25 protein-coding genes are annotated in these 26,447 nt (G+C 64.5%); 16 read left to right on the top strand and 9 right to left on the bottom strand.

The window, feature by feature from the left end; genetic code table 11:
- Positions 1–32: 32 nt before the first annotated feature.
- From nhaA to AC3CCE_RS15545, 5 genes are all read right to left on the bottom strand, one after another.
- Positions 33–1,220 (bottom strand): Na+/H+ antiporter NhaA, encoded by a 1,188-nt coding sequence (gene nhaA, locus AC3CCE_RS15565; protein ID WP_352624015.1) that lies wholly within the window; start codon positions 1,218–1,220, stop codon positions 33–35.
- Positions 1,221–1,580: 360 nt separating this feature from the next.
- Complete coding sequence (locus AC3CCE_RS15560) at positions 1,581–2,144, bottom strand: ActR/PrrA/RegA family redox response regulator transcription factor (protein ID WP_352518568.1); 564 nt, start codon at positions 2,142–2,144, stop codon at positions 1,581–1,583.
- Between the two features lie 86 nt (positions 2,145–2,230).
- A complete protein-coding gene (locus tag AC3CCE_RS15555; RefSeq protein ID WP_352518597.1) occupies positions 2,231–3,556 on the bottom strand; it encodes an ActS/PrrB/RegB family redox-sensitive histidine kinase in 1,326 nt (441 codons plus the stop codon).
- Positions 3,557–3,588: 32 nt separating this feature from the next.
- The gene (hrpB, locus tag AC3CCE_RS15550; RefSeq protein ID WP_352624017.1) at positions 3,589–6,051 is read right to left on the bottom strand and encodes an ATP-dependent helicase HrpB; all 2,463 of its coding nucleotides are present in this window, start codon (positions 6,049–6,051) and stop codon (positions 3,589–3,591) included.
- 40 nt (positions 6,052–6,091) lie between these two features.
- Positions 6,092–6,982 (bottom strand): DMT family transporter, encoded by an 891-nt coding sequence (locus AC3CCE_RS15545; RefSeq protein WP_352624019.1) that lies wholly within the window; start codon positions 6,980–6,982, stop codon positions 6,092–6,094.
- Between the two features lie 26 nt (positions 6,983–7,008).
- On the opposite strand from AC3CCE_RS15545, the gene AC3CCE_RS15540 reads away from it, so the two are divergent.
- The 15 genes from AC3CCE_RS15540 to AC3CCE_RS15470 all read left to right on the top strand — a co-directional run bounded on the left by AC3CCE_RS15540 (position 7,009) and on the right by AC3CCE_RS15470 (position 21,215).
- A complete protein-coding gene (locus tag AC3CCE_RS15540) occupies positions 7,009–7,692 on the top strand; it encodes a PIG-L deacetylase family protein (protein WP_352624021.1) in 684 nt (227 codons plus the stop codon).
- Between the two features lie 268 nt (positions 7,693–7,960).
- Entirely contained in the window at positions 7,961–9,292 is a 1,332-nt protein-coding gene (locus tag AC3CCE_RS15535; RefSeq protein ID WP_023684201.1) for an ABC transporter substrate-binding protein, read from the top strand.
- A 228-nt stretch (positions 9,293–9,520) separates the two neighbouring features.
- Positions 9,521–10,468: a carbohydrate ABC transporter permease gene (locus tag AC3CCE_RS15530; RefSeq protein ID WP_352624123.1), complete on the top strand. Its 948-nt coding sequence runs from the start codon at positions 9,521–9,523 to the stop codon at positions 10,466–10,468.
- The gene (locus tag AC3CCE_RS15525; RefSeq protein WP_352624023.1) at positions 10,465–11,415 is read left to right on the top strand and encodes a carbohydrate ABC transporter permease; all 951 of its coding nucleotides are present in this window, start codon (positions 10,465–10,467) and stop codon (positions 11,413–11,415) included. Before AC3CCE_RS15530 ends, AC3CCE_RS15525 begins: the two co-directional genes overlap by 4 nt.
- Positions 11,416–11,629: 214 nt before the next feature.
- Positions 11,630–11,833, top strand: coding sequence for a hypothetical protein (locus AC3CCE_RS15520; RefSeq protein ID WP_023694181.1), 204 nt, complete (start codon positions 11,630–11,632; stop codon positions 11,831–11,833).
- A 2-nt stretch (positions 11,834–11,835) separates the two neighbouring features.
- Entirely contained in the window at positions 11,836–12,948 is a 1,113-nt protein-coding gene (locus AC3CCE_RS15515) for an ABC transporter ATP-binding protein (RefSeq protein ID WP_352624025.1), read from the top strand.
- Positions 12,941–13,954: an ABC transporter ATP-binding protein gene (locus AC3CCE_RS15510; protein WP_023694183.1), complete on the top strand. Its 1,014-nt coding sequence runs from the start codon at positions 12,941–12,943 to the stop codon at positions 13,952–13,954. The genes AC3CCE_RS15515 and AC3CCE_RS15510 overlap by 8 nt, the downstream gene beginning before the upstream one ends.
- Positions 13,955–14,018: 64 nt before the next feature.
- Entirely contained in the window at positions 14,019–15,662 is a 1,644-nt protein-coding gene (locus AC3CCE_RS15505) for a dihydroxyacetone kinase subunit DhaK (RefSeq protein ID WP_352624028.1), read from the top strand.
- Between the two features lie 70 nt (positions 15,663–15,732).
- Positions 15,733–16,335, top strand: a complete 603-nt coding sequence (gene dhaL, locus AC3CCE_RS15500; RefSeq protein ID WP_352511049.1) for a dihydroxyacetone kinase subunit DhaL — start codon at positions 15,733–15,735, stop codon at positions 16,333–16,335.
- Positions 16,332–16,721 (top strand): dihydroxyacetone kinase phosphoryl donor subunit DhaM, encoded by a 390-nt coding sequence (gene dhaM, locus AC3CCE_RS15495; protein WP_352511052.1) that lies wholly within the window; start codon positions 16,332–16,334, stop codon positions 16,719–16,721. Before dhaL ends, dhaM begins: the two co-directional genes overlap by 4 nt.
- A gap of 21 nt (positions 16,722–16,742) precedes the next feature.
- Positions 16,743–17,045 carry an HPr family phosphocarrier protein gene (locus AC3CCE_RS15490; protein WP_352511054.1) on the top strand — a complete coding sequence of 101 codons (303 nt, stop codon included), beginning with the start codon at positions 16,743–16,745 and terminating at the stop codon, positions 17,043–17,045.
- A complete protein-coding gene (ptsP, locus tag AC3CCE_RS15485; protein WP_352624031.1) occupies positions 17,029–18,615 on the top strand; it encodes a phosphoenolpyruvate--protein phosphotransferase in 1,587 nt (528 codons plus the stop codon). The genes AC3CCE_RS15490 and ptsP overlap by 17 nt, the downstream gene beginning before the upstream one ends.
- Before the next feature lie 10 nt (positions 18,616–18,625).
- Positions 18,626–19,051, top strand: a complete 426-nt coding sequence (locus tag AC3CCE_RS15480) for a hypothetical protein (protein ID WP_023668784.1) — start codon at positions 18,626–18,628, stop codon at positions 19,049–19,051.
- Positions 19,052–19,071: 20 nt separating this feature from the next.
- Positions 19,072–20,058, top strand: a complete 987-nt coding sequence (dhaK, locus tag AC3CCE_RS15475) for a dihydroxyacetone kinase subunit DhaK (RefSeq protein ID WP_352511057.1) — start codon at positions 19,072–19,074, stop codon at positions 20,056–20,058.
- Positions 20,059–20,189: 131 nt separating this feature from the next.
- On the top strand, positions 20,190–21,215 hold the full coding sequence (locus tag AC3CCE_RS15470) for a nucleotidyltransferase family protein (protein ID WP_352624125.1): 1,026 nt from the start codon (positions 20,190–20,192) through the stop codon (positions 21,213–21,215).
- A gap of 8 nt (positions 21,216–21,223) precedes the next feature.
- On the opposite strand, the gene AC3CCE_RS15465 is transcribed toward AC3CCE_RS15470, so the two are convergent.
- The 4 genes from AC3CCE_RS15465 to AC3CCE_RS15450 all read right to left on the bottom strand — a co-directional run bounded on the left by AC3CCE_RS15465 (position 21,224) and on the right by AC3CCE_RS15450 (position 24,280).
- The gene (locus AC3CCE_RS15465) at positions 21,224–22,219 is read right to left on the bottom strand and encodes a serine kinase (protein ID WP_352624034.1); all 996 of its coding nucleotides are present in this window, start codon (positions 22,217–22,219) and stop codon (positions 21,224–21,226) included.
- On the bottom strand, positions 22,216–22,650 hold the full coding sequence (locus AC3CCE_RS15460; RefSeq protein WP_023668789.1) for a lasso peptide biosynthesis B2 protein: 435 nt from the start codon (positions 22,648–22,650) through the stop codon (positions 22,216–22,218). Before AC3CCE_RS15460 ends, AC3CCE_RS15465 begins: the two co-directional genes overlap by 4 nt.
- Entirely contained in the window at positions 22,650–22,937 is a 288-nt protein-coding gene (locus AC3CCE_RS15455) for a PqqD family protein (protein WP_023684213.1), read from the bottom strand. Before AC3CCE_RS15455 ends, AC3CCE_RS15460 begins: the two co-directional genes overlap by 1 nt.
- A 545-nt stretch (positions 22,938–23,482) precedes the next feature.
- A complete protein-coding gene (locus AC3CCE_RS15450; RefSeq protein WP_352624037.1) occupies positions 23,483–24,280 on the bottom strand; it encodes a DUF2259 domain-containing protein in 798 nt (265 codons plus the stop codon).
- A gap of 218 nt (positions 24,281–24,498) precedes the next feature.
- Between AC3CCE_RS15450 and AC3CCE_RS15445 the strand changes: the two genes are divergently transcribed.
- The gene (locus AC3CCE_RS15445) at positions 24,499–26,406 is read left to right on the top strand and encodes a propionyl-CoA synthetase (protein WP_352624039.1); all 1,908 of its coding nucleotides are present in this window, start codon (positions 24,499–24,501) and stop codon (positions 26,404–26,406) included.
- The last annotated feature ends 41 nt before the right edge of the window (positions 26,407–26,447 follow it).

Here is a 26,447-nt window from a genome sequence, read left to right as displayed (position 1 = left end):
CCGCTTTGCGGGGGCGAGGAACCCAAGAACACCTACTCCACCACCTCCTCCACCCCTGCCGCCGGCCCCATCAGCAGCACGGCGGCACCCAGCAGCGCTGCAACGAAGGACCCCGCCAGGATGCCGACCTTGACGGCGTCCTGCAGCGCCATGTCGTTGGCGAAGGCGAGCAGGCCGATGAACAGGCTCATGGTGAAGCCGATGCCGCAGAGCAGCGAAATGCCGATCATGTGCAGCCAGCCGGCATTGACCGGAAGGTCGGCGAAGCCGAGACGGATGGCAAGCGCCGACGAGCCGAAGACGCCGACCAGTTTGCCCAGCACCAGGCCTGCGGCGACTCCGAGCGTCAGCGGTTCGACCAAAGCGGCGGCGCTCAGGCCAGCCAGCGACACGCCGGCATTGGCAAAGCCGAAGATCGGGATGATGACGAAGGGCACGATCTTGTGCATGCCGTGTTCAAGCCGGTGCAGCGGCGAATGGTCGAGATCGTGGCCGCTGCCGGGAGACACCTGGAGCGGGATGGTCAGCGCCAGCGCGACGCCGGCCAGCGTGGCATGCACGCCCGATTTCAGAACCAGCACCCACAGCACGGCGCCGAGCACTAGGTAGGGCGTCAGCCTCGTCACCCGCATACGGTTGAGCACGATGAGCACCGCGATGACGGCGAAGGCGGCGCCGAGATAGGCGAGCGACAAGCCGCTTGTGTAGAAGATGGCGATGATGATGACGGCGCCGAGATCGTCGATGATGGCGAGCGCGGTGAGAAAGATCTTGAGCGACGCCGGCACGCGGTTGCCGAGCAGCGACAGTACGCCGAGCGCAAAGGCGATGTCGGTGGCGGTCGGGATCGCCCAGCCGGAGAGCGCGGCGGCGTTGTTGCGGTTGATGGCGACATAGACCAGCGCGGGAACCAGCATGCCGCCGGCGGCGGCGACGCCCGGCAACACGCGGCGCGGCCAGGTCGAGAGCTGACCGTCGAGCATCTCGCGCTTGATCTCGAGGCCGACCAGCAGGAAGAACACCGCCATCAGCCCATCATTGATCCAGTGCGACACGCTGAGCGGGCCGAGATAGGCGTGGAGAGCGGCGAAATAGGTTCCGGCCAATGGTGAATTGGCGACGATCAGCGCAAGGGCTGCCGCAACCATCAGGATGATGCCGCCCGCCGCCTCGCCGTCGAGGAATTCGCGAAGGATGGATTTCGGCTGCTTGTCGCGCATCTGTGCTCCGTTGCCGGGTTTTCCGGCGGCGTTATTGCCGATGATGGGCAAAGGTCGATGGCACGGCAAGCGCAACTGTTTCCAGCGTTGGCGCGGCCCCAACCAATCCGCGTGGCGCTGCGGCGGACCCATAGGGGGAGAGAAGTGTCACCTATGTATCCGGTTCAAAGTGTTACCCATCTATCGGCTGGACAGCAGCTTCAGCCTCGCCGTCGTCTCCTGCAACGCCGGCGATTGGCGAAACCGGCGATGAGAGCGCCCCTCTCCCCCGTCTCTATACGGGGAGAGGATGCCGGCAGGCAGGTGAGGGGCAGCGCTGAGGTTCGGCAATTGGCGGCCGGCGCCGCCGGCGCGTGAACCTCAGCGTGGTGCGCGCTTGGCGAGTATGCGCTGCAGCGTGCGGCGATGCATGTTGAGCCGGCGCGCGGTTTCCGACACGTTGCGGTCGCACATTTCGTAGACGCGCTGGATGTGTTCCCAGCGCACGCGGTCGGCCGACATCGGATTTTCCGGGGGGGCGGCGCGCTCGCCGGCGGTGCGGGTGAGCGCTGCAAACACGTCGTCGGCGTCAGCCGGCTTCGACAGATAGTCGATGGCGCCGAGCTTCACCGCGGTCACCGCGGTGGCGATGTTGCCGTAGCCGGTGAGGATGACGGTGCGGGCATCGTCGCGCTTCTCGCGGATGGCGGCGACGACGTCGAGGCCGTTGCCGTCGCCAAGCCGCATGTCGACCACCGCATAGGCCGGCGGGTGGGCGCGCGCCTTGGCCACTGCCTCCTCGACGCTCTCGGCCGTGTCGACCACGAAACCCCTGGTTTCCATGGCGCGGGCCAGCCGCGTCAGGAACGGCTTGTCGTCGTCAACGATGAGCAGCGAGGTGTCCTCGCCTTCGACCATTGCGCCAATTGCTTCTTCGCCAGTCATTATCTTAAAAAATCCTGCTGCCTTAATTTTACGCAGATATAGTTCCTGAACGCCATTGTCCAATTTTGCCGCCTCCGCCAAGGCTTTTACGCGGTGTCGAACATCGAGATCCCCACCGATTCCGGGTTGAGGAAGACGGTGCGGGGCCACGATATCTGCACGATGGCGCCCTCGCCCAGTCCGCTCGAATTGCGGAAATCGAGCGTGGCGCCGGAGCGTTCGAGCAAGGTCTTGGCGATGAACAGCCCGAGACCCAGGCCACCGCCAGCCTCGTTGCCCTGGCGTGTCGACATATAGGGCTCGCCGATGCGATCGATGATTTCGGGGGGAAAGCCCGGCCCGTCATCGATGATCGAGAAGGTGACGTCGAGTTCGTCCCAGCTCCATCGCACCGTCACACTGTTGCGGGCGAAGTCGACGGCGTTCTCGACCAGATTGCCGAGGCCGTAGATGACGCCGGGGTTGCGCCGTCCCACCGGTTCGGGGCCGACGCGCTCGCCCGGCCGAAGCTTGATCGAGATGCCGAAATCGCGGTGCGGCGCGGTCACCTCCTCGACCAGCGAGGTCAGCGGCAGACGCGACAGATGCGCCTCGCCCTCGGAGGACAGGCTGGTCAGCCGCTTCAGGATCTCGCGGCAGCGCTCGCTCTGCGACCGCAGAAGTTTGACGTCCTCACCGTATTTTGGGTCGTCGCCAAGTGCCTTTTCCATCTCCTTGGAGACAAGGGCGATGGTGGCGAGCGGCGTGCCGAGTTCGTGCGCGGCGGCGGCGGCAAGCCCATCCAGAGCCGACAGATGCTGCTCGCGCTGCAACACCAGTTCGGTGGCGGCAAGCGCATTGGCGAGCAGGCGGGCTTCCTCGGCAACGCGGAAGGCATAGATGGCAGTGAAGGCGATCGAGGAAAACACCGCCATCCATATGCCGGCGACATAGATGAATGGCATGGGCAGAGGCGCGCCCTCATACCATGGCAGCGGCTGGTGGAAGAAGACCAGCAACGTGGCCGCCGCCATGACCAGCGCGCCGAGCACCGCAGTCAGCCGCAGCGGCAGCGAGGCCGCCGAGATGACGACGGGCACGGTCATCAGCACCGAGAACGGGTTGGTGAGGCCGCCAGTCAAATAGAGCAGGCCGGCAAGCTGCAGGCTGTCGAAGGTCAGGATGAAAAAGGCTGAGAACGGGGTCAGCCGGTGCGCTGCCGGATAGCGGAAGGTCAGCACCAGGTTGAGCCAGGCCGAGCAGGCGACCAGCGCGAAGCAGAGGCTGACTGGCAGCGGGAATTTGAGCCCATAGGCGATCACCAGCACCGCCAGGCTCTGGCCCACGATGGCCAGCCAGCGCAGCCGGATCAGCGTGTTGAGGCGCAGCCGCTGGCTTTGCTGGAAGTCTGGCGCGTGCACGATGTTGATCATGGCCAAGGATTATAGCCGGGAAAGGACGAGCGCTAGGTCCCTCGCGGTTTGGCGCGGGCGGTGGCCGCAGCGAGCAGCGGATTTTCCGGCCAGACATGGCGGGGATAGCGGCCGCGCATGTCGGTGCGCACATCGGCCCAGGAGCCGCGCCAGAAGCCGGGCAGGTCGCGCGTCGTCTGGATCGGCCGGTGCGCCGGCGACAACAGCTCGAGCGTCAGCGGCACGGTGCCGTTGGCGATTGCCGGATGGCGGTCAAGGCCGAACAGTTCCTGCACGCGGATGGCCAGCACCGGCCATTCGCCGTCATAGCGGATCGGCACATGGCTGCCGGAGGGCGCGTCGAAATGGGTCGGCGCCAGTGTGCCGACCTTGCGCTGCAATTCGTGCGGCACCAGCGCCATCAGGCCCGACGACAGCGTGCCGGGGTCGATGGCGGCGAAGGACGCCTTGCCCGACAGGAACGGCAGCAGCCAGTCGTCGAGGCGTTCGAGCAGGGCGGCTTCCGAAACATCGGGCCAGGGCGCGCCGAGGCCGCGATGCAGCCAGCCTAGGCGCTGGCGCAGCGTCTCGCCGTCCTTGCCCCATTCCAGCAGCGACAGGCCGTGCTCGCGCAAGGCATCCAGGATGGCGCGGTCGGCGTCTGTTCCAGTTGGTGCGGGCAGCGTGCGCTCCGACAAAGTGATGGCGCCGAGCCTGGCGGTCTCGCGCACGCGCACCGCGCGCCGCTCGCGGTCGAAGCTTGTCTCGCGGCGCGTCTCGATCCTGTCGGAGAGTGCGACGCGGATATCGGCCTCGTCAACGGCTGCCGCCGCCGTGATGCGGGCATTTTGCGCCTTGCCTTGCAGATCGGCGACGACCAGCCAGCTCTCACCGGCCAGCGGATCGGCGGCGTCGAGCATGGCGCCGGAGCCGTTGGCCAGCACGAAACGCCCGCGCTCGCCGCGCGCTCTGGCGACACGGTCCGGCCAGGCGTGGATGAGGAGAAGACCGGCAGAAGCGGCTTCGCTGCTCTTGGCGCCGCCCGCCTGCTTCGCCAATCGCCCGGCAAGCTGCCTTGCCGCAACGGCGCGCGGTGACTTTTCCGTGCGGAAGCGCATCAGGCGCCGTTCGAGGTCGGCGCCGTCGCCGCCAAGGCCACGCTCGGTGAGCAGGACGGCTAGCATCGCAGCCTCGAGCGCGTGGCCGCCGCCAGCGGCTTCAGCGACCATGTGTGCGAGCCGCACGGGCAGCGCCAGCTTGCGCATCGCGCCGCCCGCCTCCGTCAGCCGGCCGGCTGCATCGATGGCGTGCAGCGCCAGGAGCAGCGCCCGCGCCTCGTTGAGCGCGGGAATGGGCGGCGGATCGAGGAAGGACAGGCTTGCGGGATCGGCGACGCCGAAGGCGGCGCAATCGAGCAGTAGGCCGGACAGGTCGGCTTCCAGAATCTCGGGTGGGGTGAAGGCGGGAAGGGCCGCCGTCTGCTCGGCCCGCCAGAGGCGGATGGCGACGCCTGGCTGTGTACGCCCGGCGCGGCCGGCGCGCTGGTCGGCGGACGCCCTGGAAACGCGCACCGTCTCCAGCCGGGTCAGGCCGCTCGCCGGTTCGTAGCGCGGCAGCCGCGACAGGCCGGAATCGATGACGACGCGCACGCCGTCGATGGTGATCGAGGTCTCGGCGATCGACGTCGCCAGCACCACCTTGCGGCGGCCGGGCGGCGCCGGTTTGATGGCGGCATCCTGCGCCCTGTTGTCGAGCTGGCCGTAGAGCGGCACGATGTCGGTGTCGGCGCCGAGCCGGCCCTGCAGCCGCTCGGCGGTGCGCTCGATCTCGCGCTGTCCCGGCAGGAAGGCGAGCACGCTGCCGCTCTCGCCGGCAAGAGCGGAGCGGATCGCCTTGGCCATGGCGTCTTCGATGGGAACGCCGGCTGGCCGCTCGTCGTATCTGACATCTACGGGGAACGCACGGCCTTGGCTTTCGATCACCGGGGCGCCGGACAGGAGTTTCGCGACGCGCGCGCCATCGAGCGTTGCCGACATCACCAGCAGCCGCAAATCCGGCCGCAGCGCGCCCTGCACGTCGAGCGCCAGCGCCAGGCCGAAATCGCCGTCGAGCGAGCGCTCGTGGAATTCGTCGAAAATCACCGCCGAGACGCCGGGCAGCTCGGGATCGTCTAGGATCATGCGCGCCAGGACGCCTTCGGTGACGACCAGGATTTTTGTCCGGGCCGATGTGCGGTTTTCCATGCGCATGGCATAGCCGACAGTGGCGCCAGGCTCTTCATCAAGCAATTCGGCCATGCGGCGGGCGGCGGCGCGGGCGGCGAGCCGGCGCGGTTCGAGCAGGACGATCTTGCCGGCGACCAGCCAGGGCGCATCGAGCAGCGCCAGCGGCACCAGCGTCGTCTTGCCGGCGCCGGGCGGCGCCACCAGAACGGCGCTGTTGCCGGAGCCGAGCGCCTCGCGCAGGGCCGGCAGCACGGCGGATACCGGAAGCTCCGGCAAGGATCTCGTCGTCATTGCGTCCGCATATCAGCGGTCACCACAACCGTGCAACGGCTCAAAGCCTCGTGCGCGCAAACGGGTTCCAGCGCACCGTGCCCAGCCGCACCTCCTCGCGCACCATGGTGAGCAGGCCGGACGCGCCAACGACGGCCAAGCCGACCAGCGATATCCAGTCCGGATACTCCTGGAAGAACAACGCACCGAGGATCACCGCCCAGACGATCTGCGAATAATGCGTCGGCGCGATGCGGTTGGCCGGTGCGTATTTGGCGGCCAGCAACTGCAGCAATTGGCCGCCGGCGGTAAAGGCGCCGCCCAGCACCAGCCACAGCAGCTGCATGGCGTTGGGGAGGGTGAACGATGTGGCGATGGTGCCGGCCCCGTTGAACAGCAGCCCGTAACCGATGAGCACGCCGAGCATGGTGGTGCGCTTTTCCTGCTGGGCGAGCGACCGCATCAGGATGACGCTGGCCGCGGCGAGGAAGGCCACCGTGAAGGCGGCAAGGTGTCCGAGATGCAACTCGCGAAAACCTGGCCGCACCACCAGCATGACACCTGCAAAGCCGGCAACCACCGCCAGCCAGCGCCATGGACCGACCTTTTCTTTCAGGATGACGGTCGAGAGAATGGTAACGCAAAGCGGCGCCAGGAAGATCAGTGCATAGGTCTCGGCCAGCGGAATGGTGGTGAAGGCGTAGACGCTGAGCACGCCCGAGGCGATGCCGGCCCAGGCGCGGGCCTGCACCGCCCATGGCCGCCCGGTGCGCCAGAAGTCGCGCCAGCGCTCATCGACTGGGCGGCTGAAAAACAGGAAGCAGCCGGCAAACAGCGTGGTGAAGAAGCCGATCTCGAAGACGGTGAACTGTCCGCCAAGGCTCTTGATAACGGCATCGCTGCACGAATAGCTTGCATAGGCGATGAGGGCGAGCAGGATTCCGTTCGTCACGTTTTTCCATTTCCGGGGAGAGTGCAGTGAAGGTATTGGCGCTCGGCGCGCATCCCGACGACATCGAGATATTCATGTTCGGTACGCTGGCTGCCTATGCCACGCAAGGCGCAGAACTGACTTTTGCCGTGGCCACGGATGGCGCCAGGGGCGGCATGGGCGACCCGAGCGTTTTGGCTCGTGTCCGCCGCGACGAGGCGTCGGCCGCTGCGGCGTTGCTCGGCGCAACCCTTCGCTTTCTCGACTTTCCCGACGGCGAACTGGTGGCCGATGCGGCACTGATCGCTTCGCTGAAAGCGCTGATACGCGAGACCGCGGCGGATCTGGTGATCACGCATGCCCCCAACGACTATCACGCCGACCATCGTGCTTTGTCGGACGGCGTGCGCATCGCGGCCTCGTTCGGCGTCCCAGTGCTGCATGCCGACACGATGGGCGGCACCGGTTTTGTGCCGACGCATTACGTCGACATTTCCGCCTATGGCGATATCAAGACGCAGGCGATCCGCGCGCACCAGTCGCAGTGGCCGGAGCAATATGTCGACAGAGCGCGCGTCCAGAATGAGTTTCGCGCCGGGCAATGCAACAGCGTTCCCGGCGCCCTGGCCGAGGCCTTCCGATTCGAGCCGACATTTCCCTTCGCCGACATCCGCGCGCTGCTGCCGCCCGCGCCCCCCGTTCGGCCGGTGATGCCGCAGACGAAATTATAGGCGGCCCCGGCTAAGCAACTTCCGGGCGAGCCGTCCGGCAATCATTTCCCAACGATTTCAATCGCCGTTTCGCCATGTTGCGGCGCAGCGACGAATTCGCTTGCCTTGTTTAGTAAAAATTGCATCACTAAACAAATTACTAAACATCTGCGGCGCACCGCGCCGCCCTGGCGACGCATAGCGCGCCGTGTTTAGCCCCTCGGAGGAGCGAGGGTTGAGGGGTTCTTGAAACGGCCATCCGGGCGCGTTTCGCAAATGGGAGGAAGGCATGAAATCGAGCTTGAAACTGGCGTTGGGGCTGGCCTCGGCGATTACCGCGTCGACAGCCGTCTCGAACGCCGCGCACGCTGAAGACCTGACGCTTTGCTGGGCCGCCTGGGATCCGGCAAACGCGCTGGTCGAACTGTCCAAGGATTTTACCAAGGAAACCGGCATCGGCATGAAATTCGAATTCGTGCCGTGGACCAACTATGCCGACCGCTTCCTCAACGAGCTCAACTCGCACGGCAAACTGTGCGACCTGATCATCGGCGACAGCCAGTGGATCGGCGGCTCGGCCGAGAACGGCCACTACGTCAAGCTGAACGACTTCTTCGACAAGGAGAAGATCAGCATGGACGACTTTGTGCCGGCAACAGTCGTCGGCTATTCCGAATGGCCGAAGAACACGCCGAATTACTGGGCGCTGCCGGCCATGGGCGACGTCGTCGGCTGGACCTACCGCAAGGATTGGTTCTCCAAGCCGGAGCTGCAAAAGGAATTCAAGGAAAAGTATGGCTGGGATCTCGGCCCGCCGACCACCTTCGACCAACTGAAGCAGGTCGCCGAGTTCTTCCAGAAGCGCGAGATCGACGGCAAGACCGTCTATGGCGCTTCGATCTACACCGAGCGTGGCTCGGAAGGCATCACCATGGGCGCCATGGACGTGCTCTACAGCTACGGCTTCCAGTATGAAAACCCCAAGAAGCCCTACGAGATGGAAGGCTTCGTCAATTCGCCAGACGCGGTCAAAGGCCTGGAGTTCTACAAGTCGCTCTACGATTGCTGCACGCCTCCGGGTGCCTCGAACAGCTATATGGGCGAAGGCGTCGACGCCTTCAAATCCGGTCAGGTGGCCATGCACATGAACTTCGCCTTCACCTGGCCCGGCCTGCAGAAGGACGAGAATGTCGGCGGCGACAAGATCGGCTACTTCGTAAATCCGAAGGGTCCCGGTGGCGCCCAGTTTGCGCAGCTTGGCGGCCAGGGCATTTCGGTGGTGTCCTATTCAGACAAGCAGGAATCGGCGCTGAAATACATCAAGTGGTTCGCCAACAAGGATGTGCAGGCCAAATGGTGGTCGCTCGGCGGCTATTCCTGCCTGAACGCGGTGGTCAAGGACCCGGCCTTCCCGTCCAGCCAGCCTTATGCGCAGACCTTCCTCGACTCGATGGCGATTGTGAAGGACTTCTGGGCCGAGCCGAGCTACGCACCGCTGCTGCAGGCGTCGCAGAAGCGCTTCCACGACTATGTCGTTGCCGGCCAGGGTTCGGCCAAGGACGCGCTTGACGGCCTGGTCAAGGACTGGACGCAAGTGTTCCAGGACGACGGCAAGATGTAACCGGACCAACGGCTCCTCCCGAGCCTGACCCCAGAGGCGGATGATTTTCAGGCCGAATCGACCAGAAATCATCCGCCTCGGGCTAAAAAGAGAGAGAGCATGATGTCGTCCGAAAACCGCTTCACACTTTTCGGCTTCATGCTCTTGGTCCCGTGCCGCCCTTGGCACGGGACGCAGTTCAGATAAATTCCAGTGTCGAGACTTGACGTGACCGAAGCAGGACTCACCATGCTCAATCGGACTGCGGAGAACGTTGCCCGGGCGACCCCGGAGCCGTTGGCCCGCAAGGTCCGGGGCATCAGCGACAAGGGCCTCGCCTGGCTGTTCATCTCGCCGACGATCCTGTTGCTCTTGGCCATCAACATCTTCCCGCTGTTCTGGGCGATCTACCTGTCCTTCACCAACTTCCGGGCGAACCGCCCGAACGAGGTGGTGAAGAACCTCGGCTTCGCCAATTACCAGCGCATCCTCGGCGACCAGGACATCTGGATCGCCATGCAGACGACGGCGCATTTCGTGTTCTGGACGATCCTGCTGCAGACGCTGATCGGTTTCACGCTGGCATGGCTGATCGACAGGAAGTTTCGCGGCCACGCCTTCTGGACGACCATCATCCTGGTGCCGATGATGCTGTCGCCGGCGGTGGTCGGCAATTTCTGGCGTTTCCTCTACGAGCCGCAGATCGGCCTGTTCGCCTACGCCATCTCGTTCGTCACCCGGATACCACCGACCGACATCCAGATGCTGTCCAACGTGTCGCTGGCGCCGTGGTCGATCATCATCGTCGACACCTGGATGTGGACGCCCTATGTCATGCTGATCTGTCTCGCCGGCCTGCGCTCCATCCCCGAATACATCTATGAAGCCGCCGAGGTCGACCGCGCGTCCAACTGGCGGCAGTTCTGGTCGATCACGCTGCCCATGGCGCTGCCCTTCATCATGCTGGCGGTGCTGTTTCGCGGCATCGAGAACTTCAAGATGTTCGACATGGTCAACCTGCTGACCGGTGGCGGGCCGGGCTCGACCACCGAGGTCGCCTCGATCACGCTGAAGCGGCAGGCCTTCGAGAGCTGGCGTAGCGGATATTCCTCGGCCTTCGCCATCATCCTGTTCGTCGCGGTGTTTGGGCTGGCCAACATCTACGTCAAGGCGCTGAACAAGGTGAAGCAGAGATGAGCCTGACCACCGCCCACTCCGTCGTCGCCCCCTCGGCCAATTCGAAGCGGATCGCCGGCACGATCATCGTGCTCTACGCGCTGATCTCGATCGTGCCGTTGCTGTGGATCTTCGCCACCAGCTTCAAGACGCCGCCGGATTCGATCGCCTATCCGCCCAAGATTCTGTTCCAGCCGAGCATCGAGGGCTATTGCAACCTGTTCACGACGCGCACCAGGCAAACGCCCCACTACATCAACTCGCTCGGACCCGCGACCGGTTTCTGCGACGAGACCTCGCGCAAGCGCAACATGGTGATTGCCGGCCCGTCCAACTTCCTGCCGCGCTTCGTCAACTCACTGATCATCGCCTTCGGTTCCACCTTCTGCGCCGTATTCCTCGGCACGCTTTCGGCCTACGGTTTCTCGCGCTTCAAGGTGCCGCTGGCCGATGACCTTCTGTTCTTCATCCTGTCGACGCGCTTCATGCCGCCGATCGCCGTCGCCATTCCCATCTACCTGATGTACCGCGAGCTCGGCCTGTCCGATACCGCGCTGGGCATGATCCTGCTCTACACCGCGGTCAACGTGTCACTCGCGGTGTGGCTGCTGAAAGGCTTCATCGACGAGATCCCGCGCGAGTATGAGGAAGCGGCGATGATCGACGGCTACACCAGGCTGCAGGCCTTCTGGCGCACCGTGCTGCCGCAAGCCACCACCGGCATCGCCGCGACCGCCATCTTCTGCCTGATCTTCGCCTGGAACGAATATGCCTTCGCGGCACTGCTCACCTCCGGCACGGCGCAAACCGCACCGCCCTTCATCCCGACTATCATCGGCGAAGGCGGCCAGGACTGGCCGGCGGTGGCGGCCGGCACGACGATCTTCCTGGTGCCGATCCTGGTCTTCACCATCCTGCTTCGCAAACAATTGCTGCGCGGCATCACCTTCGGCGCGGTACGCAAATGATTGGTGTGTCAAGTCGACCTCCACTCCGTCGAGCTTCGCTCGACACCTCTCCCCCGATCGACGGGGTAGAGGAAGGACGCGAACTTCATTCAGGCAGGCTGCCTTCCTCTCCCTCCGGAGGGGGGAGAGGTGGCGCTGCGAAGCAGCGACGGAGTGGGGGAACCACCTGGCAACCGTCTCGCCCCGTTGCCGGGCAGAAGGAAGGCAGCTACGCATGACGCGCCCAGCCATCTCCAAAAAGTCATCCTGGCCTCGCTGGGCCCGGCGCGGCCTCATGGAAAACATTGCGACGGCGCTCATCGCCGTCGGCTTCCTGATGCTGTTCCAGCCTTTCGCGCTCGCGCTGTACACCTACTCCTTCATCACCATGCTCGCCGGCACAGTGATGTTCATCATCGTCTCGAAATTCCCGGAATAATCATGGCCGAAATCCGCGTCCAACATTTGAGGAAGGCCTTCGGCGATTTCGTCGCCGTGCAGGATTCCAGCTTCATCGTCGAGGATGGCGAGTTCTTCGTCATGCTTGGCCCGTCGGGCTGCGGCAAGACCACGACGCTGCGCATGATCGCCGGGCTGGAACTGCCTACGGGCGGCCAGATCCTGCTCGGCGGCGAGGATGTCACCATGCGCCGGGCGCGGGAGCGGGACATCGCCTTCGTGTTCCAGCTGTTCGCGCTCTATCCGCATATGAATGTGCGCAAGAACATTGCCTTCCCGCTTCTCGCGCAAGGCATGCCCTCGGCCGAGATTCGAAGCCGTGTCGAGGAAACGGCGAAGCTGCTGCGCATCGACCATCTGCTCAACAAATCGGTCTCGGGCCTTGCCGGCGGCGACCGCCAGCGCGTGGCGCTCGGTCGCGCCATCGTGCGACGGCCAAAATGCTTCCTGATGGACGAGCCGCTCGGCACGCTCGACACCGAATTCCGCGATCTGATGGTGCATGAGCTGCGCGAGCTGCACAACCGCATCCACGCCACCACGGTCTATGTCACCCACGACCAGATGGAAGCAATGTCGATGGCCGACAAGATCGCGGTGATGAACCATGGCGTCATCGAACAGTTCGGCACTCCGCGCGAGATCTACGACCGCCCGGCAACCATGTTCGTCGCCGAGTTCATTGGCTCGCCGCCAATGAACTTTCTCGGCTTTGGCGGCGGATTGGCGAAGGGGGCGAAGGAGATCGTAGTGCAAGGCGCCAAGGTGGCGGTGCCGGAAGTGCGCGAGGATATCGCGCCGGCCGACATGGCGCTCGGCATCCGCCCCGAGCACATTCGCTTCGACGACGCCTCAAAGCTGCGCGGCGCCATCTATGGCACCGAATATCTCGGCACGACGCAGATCGTGGCGGTGGAGACGGCGGACGGCATCATCAAGGCGCGGGTGCCGGCTGAAATCCGGCTGTCCACAGGCGATCATGTCGGCCTGATGTTGAACAGCGCGCGGCTGTCACTCTTCGACAAGGGATCGGGCCGCGCGGTGCGCACCGCGATCCACGACACCGCCTCTCAAGGGAGAGCGCAGCATGGCTGACGTGCACATCAAGGGCGTGACCAAAAGCTTCGGCGACCATGTCGCCGTCGATGGCCTCGACCTTAACATCGCCGATGGCGAATTCGTCGTGCTGCTCGGCCCGACCGGCGCCGGCAAGACGACGACGCTGAGATTGATCGCCGGACTGGAGCGGCCGGATGGCGGCACGATCCATATTGGCGGCCACGATGCGACGACGCTGTCGCCGGCCGAGCGCGACACCGCCTTCGTGTTCCAGCAATATTCGCTCTACCCGCATCTGTCGGTCTACGACAACCTCGCCTTCCCGCTGCGTTCGCCAGCGCGGAAAGTACCGGAGGACCAGATTCGCCGCCGCATCGAAGAGGTGGCGAAGATGGTGCGCATCCACCACAAGCTGAACAACCGCTCGACCAAGCTTTCGGGTGGCGAAATGCAGCGCGTCGCCATTGGGCGCGCGCTGGTGCGCAAGCCGTCGATCTATTTGATGGACGAGCCGCTGTCGTCGCTCGACGCCAAATTGCGCGCCGATCTCAGGCTCGAACTCAAGCGCATCCAAGCCGAGCTCGGCGCCACCATGCTCTATGTCACGCACGACCAGATCGAGGCGATGACCATGGCGGACCGCATCGGCATCCTCAACAATGGCGTGCTGGTGCAGATCGGCACGCCGCGCACCATCTATTCCGAGCCGGCAAACCTTCATGTCGCCGCACGGCTCGGCCAGCCGGCGATCAATCTGCTGCCAGCGGGACTGCTGCCTGATGGTGGGGCGCCGACCGGAACCAAGACCATCGGCGCGCGCACCGAGCATCTGTCGATCGAGAAGACCGCAAACGGCCATGCCGACGGCGTCGTCGACTGGGTCGAACATCTCGGGGACCAGAACCATCTGCATGTTACGGTCGGCCCGAAGAAACTGGTGACGCTCACCGACCCCGATACGGATCTGGCCGAGGGCGACAAAGTGGTGATCCGCTACCGCTCGCCACTTTATTTCGGCGCCGACGGACAAAGACTGATGTGAGGTTTTCGGTGTCTCGCCAAGGGCACGGCACCGGCTTCTGATTGACGAATACAGGACGAATTCGATGAAGCACTTTTTCAACCGCAGGGAAACGATCGTCACCGAGGCGCTGGACGGGCTGTTGCGGACTATCGGTTCCGGCGATCTCGCGCGCCTCGACGGTTACCCCGAGATCAAGGTCGTGCTGCGCGCCGACTGGGACAAGGCGAAAGTTGCCGTCGTCTCCGGTGGCGGCGCCGGACACGAACCGTCCCATGCCGGCTTTGTCGGCAAGGGCATGCTGACGGCGGCGGTTTCGGGCGAGATCTTCGCCTCGCCCAGCGTCGAGGCGGTGCTGGCCGCGATCCGCGCGGTGACCGGCCCCGCCGGCTGCCTGCTGGTCGTCAAGAACTACACCGGCGACCGGCTCAATTTCGGCCTGGCGGCCGAGAAGGCGCGCGCCGAGGGGTTTCGCGTCGAGATGGCGATCGTTGCCGACGACATCGCCCTGCCGGGTATCAACCAGCCGCGCGGCGTCGCCGGCACCTTGTTCGTGCACAAGATCGCCGGCCATTTGTCGGAGACCGGTCAGGACTTGGCAGCCGTTGCTATAGCCGCTCGCGCGGCGACGAAGGACATCATCTCGCTCGGCATGTCGCTGTCGTCCTGCTCGATCCCCGGCCAGCCACATGAAGAGCGGTTCGGCGAAAATGACGGCGAACTCGGCCTCGGCATCCATGGCGAGCCGGGCGTCGAGCGCATCGCCGTGCAGAGCGCCGACAGACTTGTGGCGATCATGGCGGAGCGGCTGGCGGTGCGGCTCGACCCGAACGCCAGCCACGCGTTGCTCATCAACAATCTCGGCTCGGTGCCGCCGCTCGAAATGTCGCTGGTCGCCAATGCCGTGCTGGCCTCGCCGCTGGCCAAGACCGTGAAGCTTGCGATCGGCCCCGGACCGCTGATGACGGCGCTCAACATGAACGGTTTTTCGCTGTCGGTAATCAAGCTCGATGCGGCGCGCGAGGCAGCCTTGCTGGCACCTGTCGGCCCACATGCCTGGATGCCTGCCAAAACCGTCGTCGCGCCGGCTATCGTGCCTATGGCGAAAGCGGCTGGAAACAGCGCAGCCCAAAGGGCCAGCCAGGATTCCGGCACCAGGCGTTTGATCATCACGGTCTGCGAACGGCTGATCGCGCTCGAAGAGACACTGAACGGGCTCGACGCCAAGGCGGGCGATGGCGATACCGGTTCGACGGTTGCGACCGGCGCGCGCAGCGTGCTGGAGAAGCTCGATGCGCTGCCGCTGGCCGACCCTGCCGCCACGCTTGCGGCTATAGGCGATAGTCTGGGCGTCGCAATGGGCGGCTCCTCAGGCGCTTTGCTGTCGATCTTCTTCACGGCGGCGGCTCAGGCTTCGAACGGCGGAGCAACCCTGTCCAAGGCGCTGCTTGCCGGGCTTGACCGCATGACTTTTTACGGTGGGGCCAAGGTCGGCGACCGCACCATGGTCGATGCCTTGGAGCCGGCGCTGAAGGCGCTCGACGCCAAGGGGCTGGATGCCGCGGCGACCGCGGCGAGGCACGGCGCCGAGGCGACCGCGGCCATGGAGAAGGCGAAAGCCGGACGCTCCGCCTATGTCGGCACCAAATTGCAGGGCGTGACCGACCCTGGCGCCCATGCCGTGGCCGAAGTGTTCGCGGCCGCCGCGGCGCTGCATGCAACGGCCTGATGGCATGCTTCAGTTGTCGAATGAGAATTCTTTCGATACTGCCGGCAGGACCGAAACCGGGAATCTGGACATGGCAGCGTTCGACCTTGCCAGGCTGATCACCGCCGCCGCGGACACGATTGCCGCTCACTCGGAAGAGTTGACCGCGCTCGACCAGGCCATCGGCGACGGCGACCACGGGCTGAACATGAAGCGGGGATTTGAGGCCTTGCGTGCCGATGCCGAGGCGTTTTCGGCCAAGCCGCTGCCCGAGGCGCTGAAGGCGATCGGCACCAAGCTGGTGATGACAGTTGGCGGTGCATCCGGGCCGCTCTTCGGTACATTGTTCCTGGCGCTCGGCAACGAGATTTCGGGAGAGCCGGATCGTGCCAATCTGGCGGCTGCTTTCGGCAAGGCAATCGAAGCTGTGGCCGCCAGAGGCAAATCCCAGGTCGGTCAAAAGACCATGCTCGATGTGCTGCAACCTGTGCATGACGCGTTGGTCGAAGGAAAGACGGCCATGGAAATTGCAGATATCGCCGACGTGGCTGCCGAGGCGACCGTGCCGATGAAGGCAACGCGCGGTCGCGCCTCATTCCTCGGCGACCGCTCAATCGGTCATATGGATGCCGGCGGACGCTCTGTGGCGCTGCTGGTGCGGACCGTCGCCGAAACCGTCGAGGGCCAAGCATGAGCAATGTCGGCATCGTCATCGTCTCACATTCCCCGCTGGTTGCCGAAGGCACGGCCGACATGGTGCGGCAGATGGTGGGCGACGAAGTGCCGCTTGCGTGGTGCGGCGGAAACGGCCATGGCGGGCTCGGCACCAGCGTCGAAGCGATCATAGGCGCCATCGACAAGGCGTGGTCGGAGGCGGGCGTCGCCATACTGGTCGATCTCGGCGGCGCCGAGACCAATTCGGAAATGGCGGTGGAAATGATCGGCGAGCCGCGGGCGCTCAGGATTATCGTCTGCAACGCGCCGATCGTCGAAGGCGCGGTGATGGCCGCGACAGAGGCGTCCGGCGGCGCCTCGCTCAAGGAAGTGGTGGCGACGGCGCATGAATTGTCGCCGTCGTGAGTGAACGGGAATTTTGACCTGATGTCCGCCTTTGCCGAAGCGACCGTCCTGATCACCCACGAGGTGGGTCTGCATGCGCGCCCATCGGTGAAGTTCACCAAGCTTGCCAAGAGCTTCGCCGCCGAGGTGGAGATTGCGCTTGCTGCCAACGGCCCATGGTTCGACGCCAAGAGCATCGTCAAGGTGATGGCGGCCAGGGCGCCGAAAGGCACCATGCTGCACATCCGGGCCACAGGCGAGGGCGCCGGCGAGGCGGTCGGCGCGCTGGCCGAGCTGGTGCGACGCGGTTTCGACGAGGATGCGGGCCATGCCCGAACCGCTTAGGCTGCAGGGTATTTCGGCCTCGGCCGGCTATGCCGAGGGGCCGTTGTTCAACCTCGACAACGGCACCGCGCACTACACGGGCAAGGCGAGCGCCGCGGACGAGAAGGCCGCATTGGAAGCAGCTATCGCCAGTTCGGCTGACCGGCTCGCGACCCTGATTGAAACCGCCGATGAGGAGGCCGCCGGCATTCTCGAATTCCAGCTCGCCATGCTTGAGGACGATGCCCTGGCCGGCCCGGCTTTTGCCGCGATTTCGTCGGGCATGCCGGCTGACATGGCCTGGCGGCAGGCGCTGGACGCCGAGATCTCCGGCTACGAAACGTCAGACCAGGACTATTTCCGGGCTCGCGCCGCCGATATCAGCGATATCCGCGACCGCGTGCTGCGCGCCCTTACCGAGGAGCAGGAGAGCGCTCCACCAGCGGGCGCCATTCTCTATGGCGAGGACATCGCGCCGACGCGCTTTCTCGAGACCGACTGGAGCACCGGCGGCGGCATCGCGCTGAGGGCCGGCAGCGCCGCCAGCCACGTCGCCATGCTGGCGCGCTCGCGCGGCGTGCCGATGGTGGTGGGGCTTGGCGCTTCGCCGGCTAATCCCGTCGGTCTGGCTCTGCTCGATGCGGAGCATGGCGGTATCGTGCTTTCGCCGACCACGACCGAGATCGAAGCGTTCCACCGGTCCTCGTCCTCGTTTGTGGCACATCGAGATAAGGCCGGAGTCTATCTCGCGAAACCGGCGGTAACCCGGGCCGGGACGACAGTGCGCGTGCAGGTCAACATCGCCGATCCGTCCGAGGTCGACGGCATCGACATTTCGACCTGCGACGGGGTCGGGCTGATGCGCACCGAATTCCTGTTCGGCAAGGCGCCGCCGGACGAGGAGACGCAATACCAGGCCTATCGCAAGGTGCTGGAATGGGCAGGCGACAAGCCGGTAACCATCCGTACCGTCGACGCCGGCGGCGACAAGCCGGTGCCGGGCTTCACCGTCGAGGAGAGCAACCCGTTCCTCGGGCTGCGTGGCATCAGGCTGTCGCTGGCAAGGCCGGAGGTGTTTCGCGTACAGATCCGGGCGCTGCTGCGCGCGGCGGTGCACGGCAATCTGAAGGTGATATTTCCGATGATCGCCGTCCCGGAGGAATACCAACGCGCCGCCGCTCTGTTCGTGGAGGAGCAGGCCGGGCTTGCCGCGCGCGGCATCGCGCAAAAAATGCCGCCGCTCGGCATCATGGTCGAGGTGCCTTCGGTGGCGATCGCGCCGGAGGCGTTCGCCGATGTCGCCTTCTTCTCGATCGGTTCGAACGATCTGACCCAATATGTAATGGCGGCTGCCCGCGATAACGCAGCCGTGGCGCATCTTAATTCTGTCCGCCATCCCGCCGTGTTGCGGCTGATCGGCTCGGTTGCCGCTTTTGGCCTGCGCGCGAAAATCCCAGTCAGCCTGTGCGGCGATGCCGGCGGCGATCCGGCATCGATCCCGGCACTGCTCGAGGCCGGCCTGCGGGATCTCTCGGTGGCTCCCGCCCAACTCGCCATGGCCAAGGCGGCCATCTCGGATGCATCGGTCTAGGATGACTGAGATGGCCGACAAGACACCAGAAGCCGGCTCCGAAGAGGCGATCCGCGCCTACAAGACGATCCTGTCGCAGGTCATCGACCAGCGACCGTCGGGTATGCGACAACGCCTTGCCGACGCGCTTGGCAAGCACCGCAGCTTCGTCACCCAGATTTCCAGCGCGGCCTATTCGACCCCGATCCCGTCAAAACATCTGCCGGCTATTTTTTCGGTCTGCCATTTCAGTCCGGCCGAGCGCGATCAGTTTCTGGCTGCCTATCATCTGGCGCATCCCGGCAAGATGTCGGTTGCGGCAGGCATGCGCAAGACCCGGCATGTCTCGCTGATCGTGCCCGATTTCGGCGACGACAAGCAGAATGCAGCGCTCGACAAGGCGATCAACGAATTCATCCAGAAGATCACCAGCATCACCGGCAGGAGTGGCGGCTGATCGACGTGTCGGGAGGACACATGAAGAAATTCATCAATTCCGTCGACACGGTGCTGACCGAAAGCCTCGACGGCTTCGTGTCCGCCCACGGCGACATTCTGGTGCTGGGCGACGAGCACAAATTCATCCGCCGCAGGGCACTGAAGCCGGGGAAGGTGGCGCTGATCTCGGGCGGCGGTTCCGGCCACGAGCCGTTGCATGCCGGCTTTGTCGGTCACGGCATGCTGGACGCCGCCTGCCCCGGCCAGGTCTTCACCTCGCCAACGCCGGACCAGATACTGGCGGCGGCCGCCGCCGTCGATACCGGCGCCGGCTGCCTGTTCATCGTCAAGAACTATGAAGGCGACGTGATGAATTTCGACATGGCCGGCGAAATGGCCGACGGCGTCCTGCAGGTGGTGATCAATGATGACGTCGCCGTCGAGAATTCGTCCTTTACCACCGGCCGGCGCGGCGTCGCCGGCACGCTGGTGGTGGAGAAGATCGTCGGCGCCGCCGCCGAGCAAGGCATGGCGCTGGCGGATCTCAAGGCGCTCGGCGGTCGCATCAACAGCGCGACGCGTTCGATGGGCGTGGCGCTGACCAGTTGCACGGTGCCGGCGGCGGGCAGGCCGACCTTCGAGATTGGTGATGGCGAGATGGAATTCGGCGTCGGCATTCATGGCGAGCCCGGCCGGCGTCGCGACACGTTGAAAAGCGCCGATGCGATCGCCGAAGAGATTTGCGCCGCGATCCTGGGCGATCTCGGCGACAGGGCGAAAGGCCCGGCACTGTTGTTCATCAACGGCTTTGGCGGCACGCCGCTGATGGAGCTCTATCTGATGTACAACAGCGCCCGAAACATCTTCGAAAAACAGGGCGTGACGGTGACCCGCTCGCTGGTCGGGTCCTACGTGACATCGCTCGACATGGCCGGCTGCTCGATCACGCTGACCATGCTGGATGACGAGGCAACGTCAATGTGGGACGCGCCGGTGCACACCGTCGCGCTGCGCTGGGGACTGTAGCGGAGAGGCTGGTTCTGCCATCACACGCTGGCTTCATGCATGCTTTTCTGCAACATACGCTCCTCTGAGTTGGTTGTTTGACGCAATTCCGGACGGGAATTGCTGATGTGGGCGAACGCAATCCGGGTTTGATGCTGCCATCTCTTGCGCCTGCCGATGAAAAACTGCTGCTGACCTTCGCCGACCCGGAGGCGACGGTTGCCATTGGCCGTGACGTTGCTGCCGAAAGCTTGCTGGCACTGCTCGCCAATGCCGAGTTCCACGGCGTGCTGCCGATCATGCTGCGCAAGCTCAGCGAGATCGGCGACGCCCAACTGCCTGCGGACGCAGCCTTGCGGCAAAAGCTGTCGGAACTGCGTGATCGCTCGACGCTGGCGACCGGCCAATCGATGCTGCTGCAATATCATGGCGACCGCATCATGAAGGCGCTTGCCGCCGCCAGCGTGCCGGCGCGCATCGTCAAGGGGCCTGTCTTCACCCGCAAACTCTACCGCCACGCCGCCGACCGGCCTTTCACCGACATCGACATTCTGGTCGAGCCGGCCAGCATCATTGAAGCCAACACGGTGATTGCCGGATGCGGCTTTGAACTCTGGAGCGAGGAGACGCAGTCGCAGGATCTGCAGGAGTTCAAGTGGCTGGAGAAGGAGAATACCAGCCTGCTGATCGAACTGCACGGCAACCTGGTGCATGATTCCGGCATGCGGCGGCGGCTGTCGCTGGGCTTTCGCGAATTGCAGATCATCGACGGCAGCGAGGCCGACACGCCGGCCGCGCTGCTGACCATCGCCATTGTCCACGCCGCCGGCGGGCACAAGTTCCACCGGCTGCAGCTTTGCGTCGATGTGCTGCAGGGCGTGCGCGCGCTGCGGTCGCCCGCGGATGAAGACCGGCTTTTCGAGGCGGCGCGCATCAGCGGCATCGAGCTCGAACTGGCGACGGTTCTCAATGTGACGGGGCGGCTGTTTGATGCACCGCGCGCGATCGAACTGGCCGACCGCATCAAGCCCGACCTCTCGATATTTTTGGCCAAATGGCTGATCACCGGCGATACGCTGCTCGGCGTCAATTCCAGGGACAAGATGCATTCGCGCCTGCGCCGCGACGCCTTCCGCTGGATCCAGCGCCTCGCCAGGCCAAAGCCGCATTCTGCCTGAAGTGTGCTTTAGTCCCGCGCCGCCAGCGCCGAGCGGATCAGCGGGGCCGCCTCGGCCGGGTTCGCGCCGACTTCCAGGGTAAATGTCGGGACGGCTTTGACCAGCGTTGCGATGGTTGCCATGCGGCGCTTCTGCGCCGGCAAAAGGCCGGTCATGCCGGTCCTGACATTGTCGGTGGCAAGCGCCACCATGGCGTCTGTCCTGGTCATGGGCACGAGCCGGGTTTGCGCGTCCGCCGAGCGGGCGAGATGAAACAGTGCCGCAACCGGTCTGCCGACAGTTTCCTCGATGCGGATGATCTCGGCGAGACGTTCCAGCGAGACGGCCTGCTCGCCATTGGCGTCCCATTTGTCGCCAAGGCAAGGCGCCACGAAGGGCAGCATTGCCGCGGTGTGGCGGTGGACCTTCACCTTGCGCGGCAAGCCCCAGGCCGTGATGCCGCCACCGGCCAAAACCTTGAGGATCATGGCGTCATCCGAGCACAGGCCGAAACCTTGCGACGCCAGCGCCAGCGACGTCGTTGACTTGCCGGTGCAGCTCGGCGCATGGATCAGCACGAGCGCCTCGCGGCCGGGCAATGTCAGGCCGGCGGTGTGCAGCATGTGCTGGTCGCCGGCATCAAGTGCTGCATCCAGCACCATCATCAGCACCGTCCATTTGACCTTGGCATCGGGATGGACTCGTATCTCGGCCCAGCCTCCATCGGCATTGATCGAGACGGTCTGCAGGCCGGGAAAGACCAGATGAACGGTGCCGCCACCGTCGATCAGCCGGCAATGGCCGTCCTCCGGCACCTCGCCGTCGAAAGCGAGTTTTCCGGCAGGCGATTCCGGTAACTCCCGCGTCTCGACGATGTCGACGCGGAAATCGGGCTCGACCGGCCCGCTCACGCGCAACGTGCCGAGCAAGAGGTCGAAGCTCGGCCAGAGATCGGCCCGCGAGGCCGATATGCTGATGACCTGGCCCTGGAGATCATAGCAGAAGGTGGTCGCCGGACCGGTCAAGCAGCGTGCGCCTTTCCGGCATCGGCGTGATGGCGATAGATCTGCACCATGCCGGGGAGGCTGTCCGAGACCACCGGGCGGCCATCGAGACAGACCCAGCAATGGGCAGACATACGCGGCGCCTGCATCGACTTCGGATCGACGCCGAAGCGCAGATCCGGATCGAAGCCGGCAAAGCGCAGGAAGCGGTGGGCGAGCAGGCCCTCGCGCAGGCATCTGCGGTCGCGCATCAGCCAGGGGTGCCGGACGGTCCGGTTGACGGCAGCGACGATGTAGGCTGACGACAGGCCGCGATAAGGGGTGGGTGCGCTGAGCGGCGCCCATTTCAGCACCGATTCGAAGCTGCGGCGGCCGATCAGGGTCGGCATCAGCCGCGCGCTTGCCCATAAATGGACACGAAACAAAGCGCGCAGGAGAACGCCGTCCACCATCAGGGAGCCGGGTCGGCGAGAATGCCTTCGCTCACCAGTTCGGCGGCCAGCGCCGCCATGTCCTGGTCGAGCGTGCCCTTGTCGACCTCGAACTCGTCAGACAACAGGACGACGATCTGGTCAAGGCTGCGGGCGCCGTCCACCTTGTCGAGAAAGGCTTCGGTGGTGCCGTTGCAGGTGTAAAGCTGGCCGCTGCGCGCCAAGAGCACGACGGCGCCATCGCCGACATGCTGGACCGAGGCGTCGTCCGCCAGCCGCAGAACCATTTCAGAACCGATTTGGGCCATGGAGCCCCTCCACCATTTTCCTGGAGAGCAGATAGCGCGGCGATGCGGGTCTGTCCATTGCGCGGACGAGAGGGAGAACAAGCCGGCCTGACCGTTCTGTGGCAATCCGGCAACGCCACCATCCTCACGACACAGGCAACCGAAGCCTAATGGAGACATCCAATTTCAGATTGTGGTAACTTCCACATCATTCAGAGCCTGAGAACGGGGAAGCACCCCAGAAATAGTCGGTGATTGCGGCTGGGAATCACCGCCGCAAACGGTCAAGCCAGCTATCTCGCAGGGTCAAGGTGTTGCTTTTCTTACCTAAAGTAAGCTATGGAATCGCGGGGTTTTGGGAGAGCATTGGGTATGCGTTACAACTGGGAGCGGGCGCCGACCGCGTTCGAACGTCATCGAAAAGCGTTGGCAGCCGCCATATTGATTGCGGGTGGCGTCGGGCTGATGCTGGCGGCCTTGCCGCTTTAAGACTGATATCCGACACGAACGCCCTGCTTTCTCCGGGCGCATGAGCTTTTTCTGCCTGCCACAAGACGGGCCGCGGCTTAGCGTGCATGGCCGGTTACGGCGATGAAGCGGCGGTCGCGTCCTTCGAAGCCCTGGCTGAAGCGCTGCACCAGCACCGCCACTACCGCCGGCCTGCCGGGCGGGGTGTATTCGTAGGATTCCGACAGGCTGTAGGAAGTCGGGCAGTTGCGCGATCCCGGCACGGCCTTGTCCTCGTGCAGCACCTTGAACGGCTTGCCGTCCTGCCCCTGCAGCGACAGGCGGAAGCCGCGCGCCTTGCCCGTCTTGGCGCCTTGAAGTTTCTTTTCGCCCTGAAGTGTCTTGTCGCTCGGAAGAGCCTGGTCGCTTGGCTTGGCGTCATCGAAGCTTGCCGAGCAGTCCGTCTTGCTGTCGGCCAAAATCTCATCGAGCTGGATGGTCGAAATCTGTGTTTCGCCATAGAACGGCGACAGCCATTTCTGCGCGGCCTGCTCGAGGCGGGAAATGTCGTTGTACTCGACCGTGTCGTCCGGGAAGGTGAACCTGTCGGAGGCCGTGCGCGTGCCGCGCTCGGCGATGCCGTATTTGGCCAGGATTGGCGCGGCCTGCTTTGCGGCCTGCGCCCGTGCCTGCTCCACCGTCGTGGTCGCCTCTTCCGATTCATCGAGGACAAGGATCGGCTTGCCGCCGACGAACTCGTCTGTGCTTGTGTCGATGATGTCGATCTGCGACCAGCCGGAAACGGCAGCGTCGAGCTCGCCATATTGCTCGAAGGCGAAATATTTGCCGTCGGGGGAAAAGCCGATGATGCGCCGCGCGGCGGCATCGCCGGCCTGGGCGGCGAAAACGATCGTCAACAGCAGCGCTGCTCCAACGGCAGATCCAACCCCGTATCGTACCGTCATTGCGCGCCCTGCCCCGATTTCAAACCCGGCCATGGTGCCTGCAATTTATGGCCAAGGCGAGATCGGCCAAGCCCCAAATTTCGGGAAAGACATGGCATTTGGGGAAAGACGTGGCCGGGAAAACCCGCATAGGCTATTGCAAGATAGAGAGTTTTCCCGAGGAGGGATGAATGGCGTCACGCTACCACGAGGTCTATGACGGCTGGAAACGCGACCCGGAACAATTCTGGGCCGATGCGGCCGAGGCGATCGACTGGTATTCGCCGTGGACCAGCGTCTTCGATGCCAAGGCGGGCGTTTACGGGCGCTGGTTCAACGGCGCCAGCTGCAACACCTGCTTCAACGCTCTCGATCGCCATGTCGCAGGCGGCCGCGCCGACCAGATCGCACTTATCTACGACAGCGCGATCACCGGCACGGTCAAGAAATTCACCTATGCCGAATTGAAGCGCGAAGTGGTAGCGCTGACTTCGGTGCTCAAGAACCGCGGCATTCGCAAAGGCGACCGCGTCATCATCTACATGCCGATGGTGGCCGAAGCGGCGGTCGCGATGCTTGCCTGTGCCCGCATCGGCGCGGTGCATTCGGTGGTGTTCGGCGGCTTTGCCTCGCACGAGCTCGCCACCCGCATCGACGACGCCAAGCCAAAGCTGGTCATCTCCGCGTCCTGCGGCCTGGAGCCTGGACGTGTCGTGGCCTACAAGCCGCTGCTCGACAAGGCGATCGAAATGTCCCGCCACAAGCCGGACGCCTGCCTGATCCTGCAGCGCGACCAGCTGCGCTGCGATCTGAGGGAGCATTACGATATCGATTTTGCCGACGCCGTTGCCCGCGAGCGCGCCGCGGGCGCCAACGTCGATTGCGTTCCGGTGCTCGCCACCGACCCGCTCTACATCATCTACACCTCCGGCACGACCGGCCAGCCTAAGGGCATCGTGCGCGACAATGGCGGCCACATGGTCGCGCTCAAATGGACGATGGAAAACGAGTTCGGCGTCAGACCGGGCGAAGTATTCTGGGCGGCCTCCGATGTCGGCTGGGTGGTCGGCCATTCCTACATCGTTTACGGACCGCTGCTGCATGGTGCGACAAGCGTGCTGTTCGAGGGCAAGCCGATCGGCACACCCGACGCCGGCACCTATTGGCGGGTGATCGCAGAACACGGCGTGGTCGCGCTGTTCACCGCGCCGACGGCCTTCCGCGCCATCAAGGGGCAGGACCCCAAGGGCGAATTCGTGCCGAAATACGATCTGTCGAAATTCCGCACTCTGTTCCTGGCCGGCGAACGCGCAGACCCGGAAACCATCAAATGGGCGGAGCAGAAACTCAACGTGCCGGTGGTCGATCATTGGTGGCAGACCGAGACCGGCTCGCCGATGACCATCAACCCGGCGGGCCTCGGCCTGCTGCCGGTGAAATACGGCTCGCCCGGCGTGCCGATGCCGGGCTACGACATTCGCGTGCTCGACGATGCCGGCCATGAAGTGCCGCGCGGCACACTTGGCAATGTGGTGGTGAAACTGCCGCTGCCGGCCGGCTGCCTGCCGACGCTGTGGAATGCCGACGAGCGTTTCCGGCAAGCCTATCTCGAGGAATTTCCCGGCTTCTACAAGACGGCCGATGCCGGCATGATCGACGAGGACGGCTACCTCTATGTCATGGCGCGCACAGACGACATCATCAATGTCGCCGGACACCGGCTGTCGACCGGAGCCATGGAGGAGGTGCTTTCAGCGCATCCCGATGTTGCCGAATGCGCCGTCATCGGCGTCGCTGACGCTATGAAGGGCCAGGTCCCGCTCGGCTTCGTCGTACTCAATGCCGGTGTGTCGCGCGATACCGCTGCCATCGAAGGCGAAGTGGTGGGGCTGGTGCGCGAACGGATCGGCCCGGTCGCCGCCTTCAAGACGGTGGTGACGATCAAGCGCCTGCCCAAGACGCGCTCCGGCAAGATCCTGCGCGGCACCATGCAGAAGATCGCCGACAAGGAAGAATGGACGATGCCGGCGACCATCGACGATCCCGCCATTCTTGACGAGATCACCGCGGCGCTCAAAGCCCGCGGCATCGGGGTCTGACAGCCCCAGTGGCGTTGTTTCAGCGGTCCAGACCTCCCCGG

The sequence above is a fragment of the Mesorhizobium sp. P160187 genome, assembly GCF_057766425.1.
This window is presented reverse-complemented; position numbering and strand designations above follow the sequence as displayed.

What these genes read in the sequence shown, in the direction of transcription:
- AC3CCE_RS15560 (WP_352518568.1), bottom strand. Translation starts at nt 2,144, where the DNA reads ATGACTGGCGAAGAAGCAATTGGCGCAATGGTCGAAGGCGAGGACACC.
- AC3CCE_RS15530 (WP_352624123.1), top strand. Translation starts at nt 9,521, where the DNA reads ATGCTCAATCGGACTGCGGAGAACGTTGCCCGGGCGACCCCGGAGCCG.
- dhaK (WP_352511057.1), top strand. Translation starts at nt 19,072, where the DNA reads ATGAAGAAATTCATCAATTCCGTCGACACGGTGCTGACCGAAAGCCTC.
- hrpB (WP_352624017.1), bottom strand. Translation starts at nt 6,051, where the DNA reads ATGACGACGAGATCCTTGCCGGAGCTTCCGGTATCCGCCGTGCTGCCG.
- AC3CCE_RS15535 (WP_023684201.1), top strand. Translation starts at nt 7,961, where the DNA reads ATGAAATCGAGCTTGAAACTGGCGTTGGGGCTGGCCTCGGCGATTACC.
- AC3CCE_RS15480 (WP_023668784.1), top strand. Translation starts at nt 18,626, where the DNA reads ATGGCCGACAAGACACCAGAAGCCGGCTCCGAAGAGGCGATCCGCGCC.
- ptsP (WP_352624031.1), top strand. Translation starts at nt 17,029, where the DNA reads ATGCCCGAACCGCTTAGGCTGCAGGGTATTTCGGCCTCGGCCGGCTAT.
- AC3CCE_RS15505 (WP_352624028.1), top strand. Translation starts at nt 14,019, where the DNA reads ATGAAGCACTTTTTCAACCGCAGGGAAACGATCGTCACCGAGGCGCTG.
- dhaM (WP_352511052.1), top strand. Translation starts at nt 16,332, where the DNA reads ATGAGCAATGTCGGCATCGTCATCGTCTCACATTCCCCGCTGGTTGCC.
- AC3CCE_RS15470 (WP_352624125.1), top strand. Translation starts at nt 20,190, where the DNA reads ATGCTGCCATCTCTTGCGCCTGCCGATGAAAAACTGCTGCTGACCTTC.
- AC3CCE_RS15455 (WP_023684213.1), bottom strand. Translation starts at nt 22,937, where the DNA reads ATGGCCCAAATCGGTTCTGAAATGGTTCTGCGGCTGGCGGACGACGCC.
- AC3CCE_RS15555 (WP_352518597.1), bottom strand. Translation starts at nt 3,556, where the DNA reads ATGATCAACATCGTGCACGCGCCAGACTTCCAGCAAAGCCAGCGGCTG.
- AC3CCE_RS15460 (WP_023668789.1), bottom strand. Translation starts at nt 22,650, where the DNA reads ATGGTGGACGGCGTTCTCCTGCGCGCTTTGTTTCGTGTCCATTTATGG.
- AC3CCE_RS15515 (WP_352624025.1), top strand. Translation starts at nt 11,836, where the DNA reads ATGGCCGAAATCCGCGTCCAACATTTGAGGAAGGCCTTCGGCGATTTC.
- nhaA (WP_352624015.1), bottom strand. Translation starts at nt 1,220, where the DNA reads ATGCGCGACAAGCAGCCGAAATCCATCCTTCGCGAATTCCTCGACGGC.
- AC3CCE_RS15510 (WP_023694183.1), top strand. Translation starts at nt 12,941, where the DNA reads ATGGCTGACGTGCACATCAAGGGCGTGACCAAAAGCTTCGGCGACCAT.
- AC3CCE_RS15525 (WP_352624023.1), top strand. Translation starts at nt 10,465, where the DNA reads ATGAGCCTGACCACCGCCCACTCCGTCGTCGCCCCCTCGGCCAATTCG.
- AC3CCE_RS15520 (WP_023694181.1), top strand. Translation starts at nt 11,630, where the DNA reads ATGACGCGCCCAGCCATCTCCAAAAAGTCATCCTGGCCTCGCTGGGCC.
- dhaL (WP_352511049.1), top strand. Translation starts at nt 15,733, where the DNA reads ATGGCAGCGTTCGACCTTGCCAGGCTGATCACCGCCGCCGCGGACACG.
- AC3CCE_RS15445 (WP_352624039.1), top strand. Translation starts at nt 24,499, where the DNA reads ATGGCGTCACGCTACCACGAGGTCTATGACGGCTGGAAACGCGACCCG.
- AC3CCE_RS15490 (WP_352511054.1), top strand. Translation starts at nt 16,743, where the DNA reads ATGTCCGCCTTTGCCGAAGCGACCGTCCTGATCACCCACGAGGTGGGT.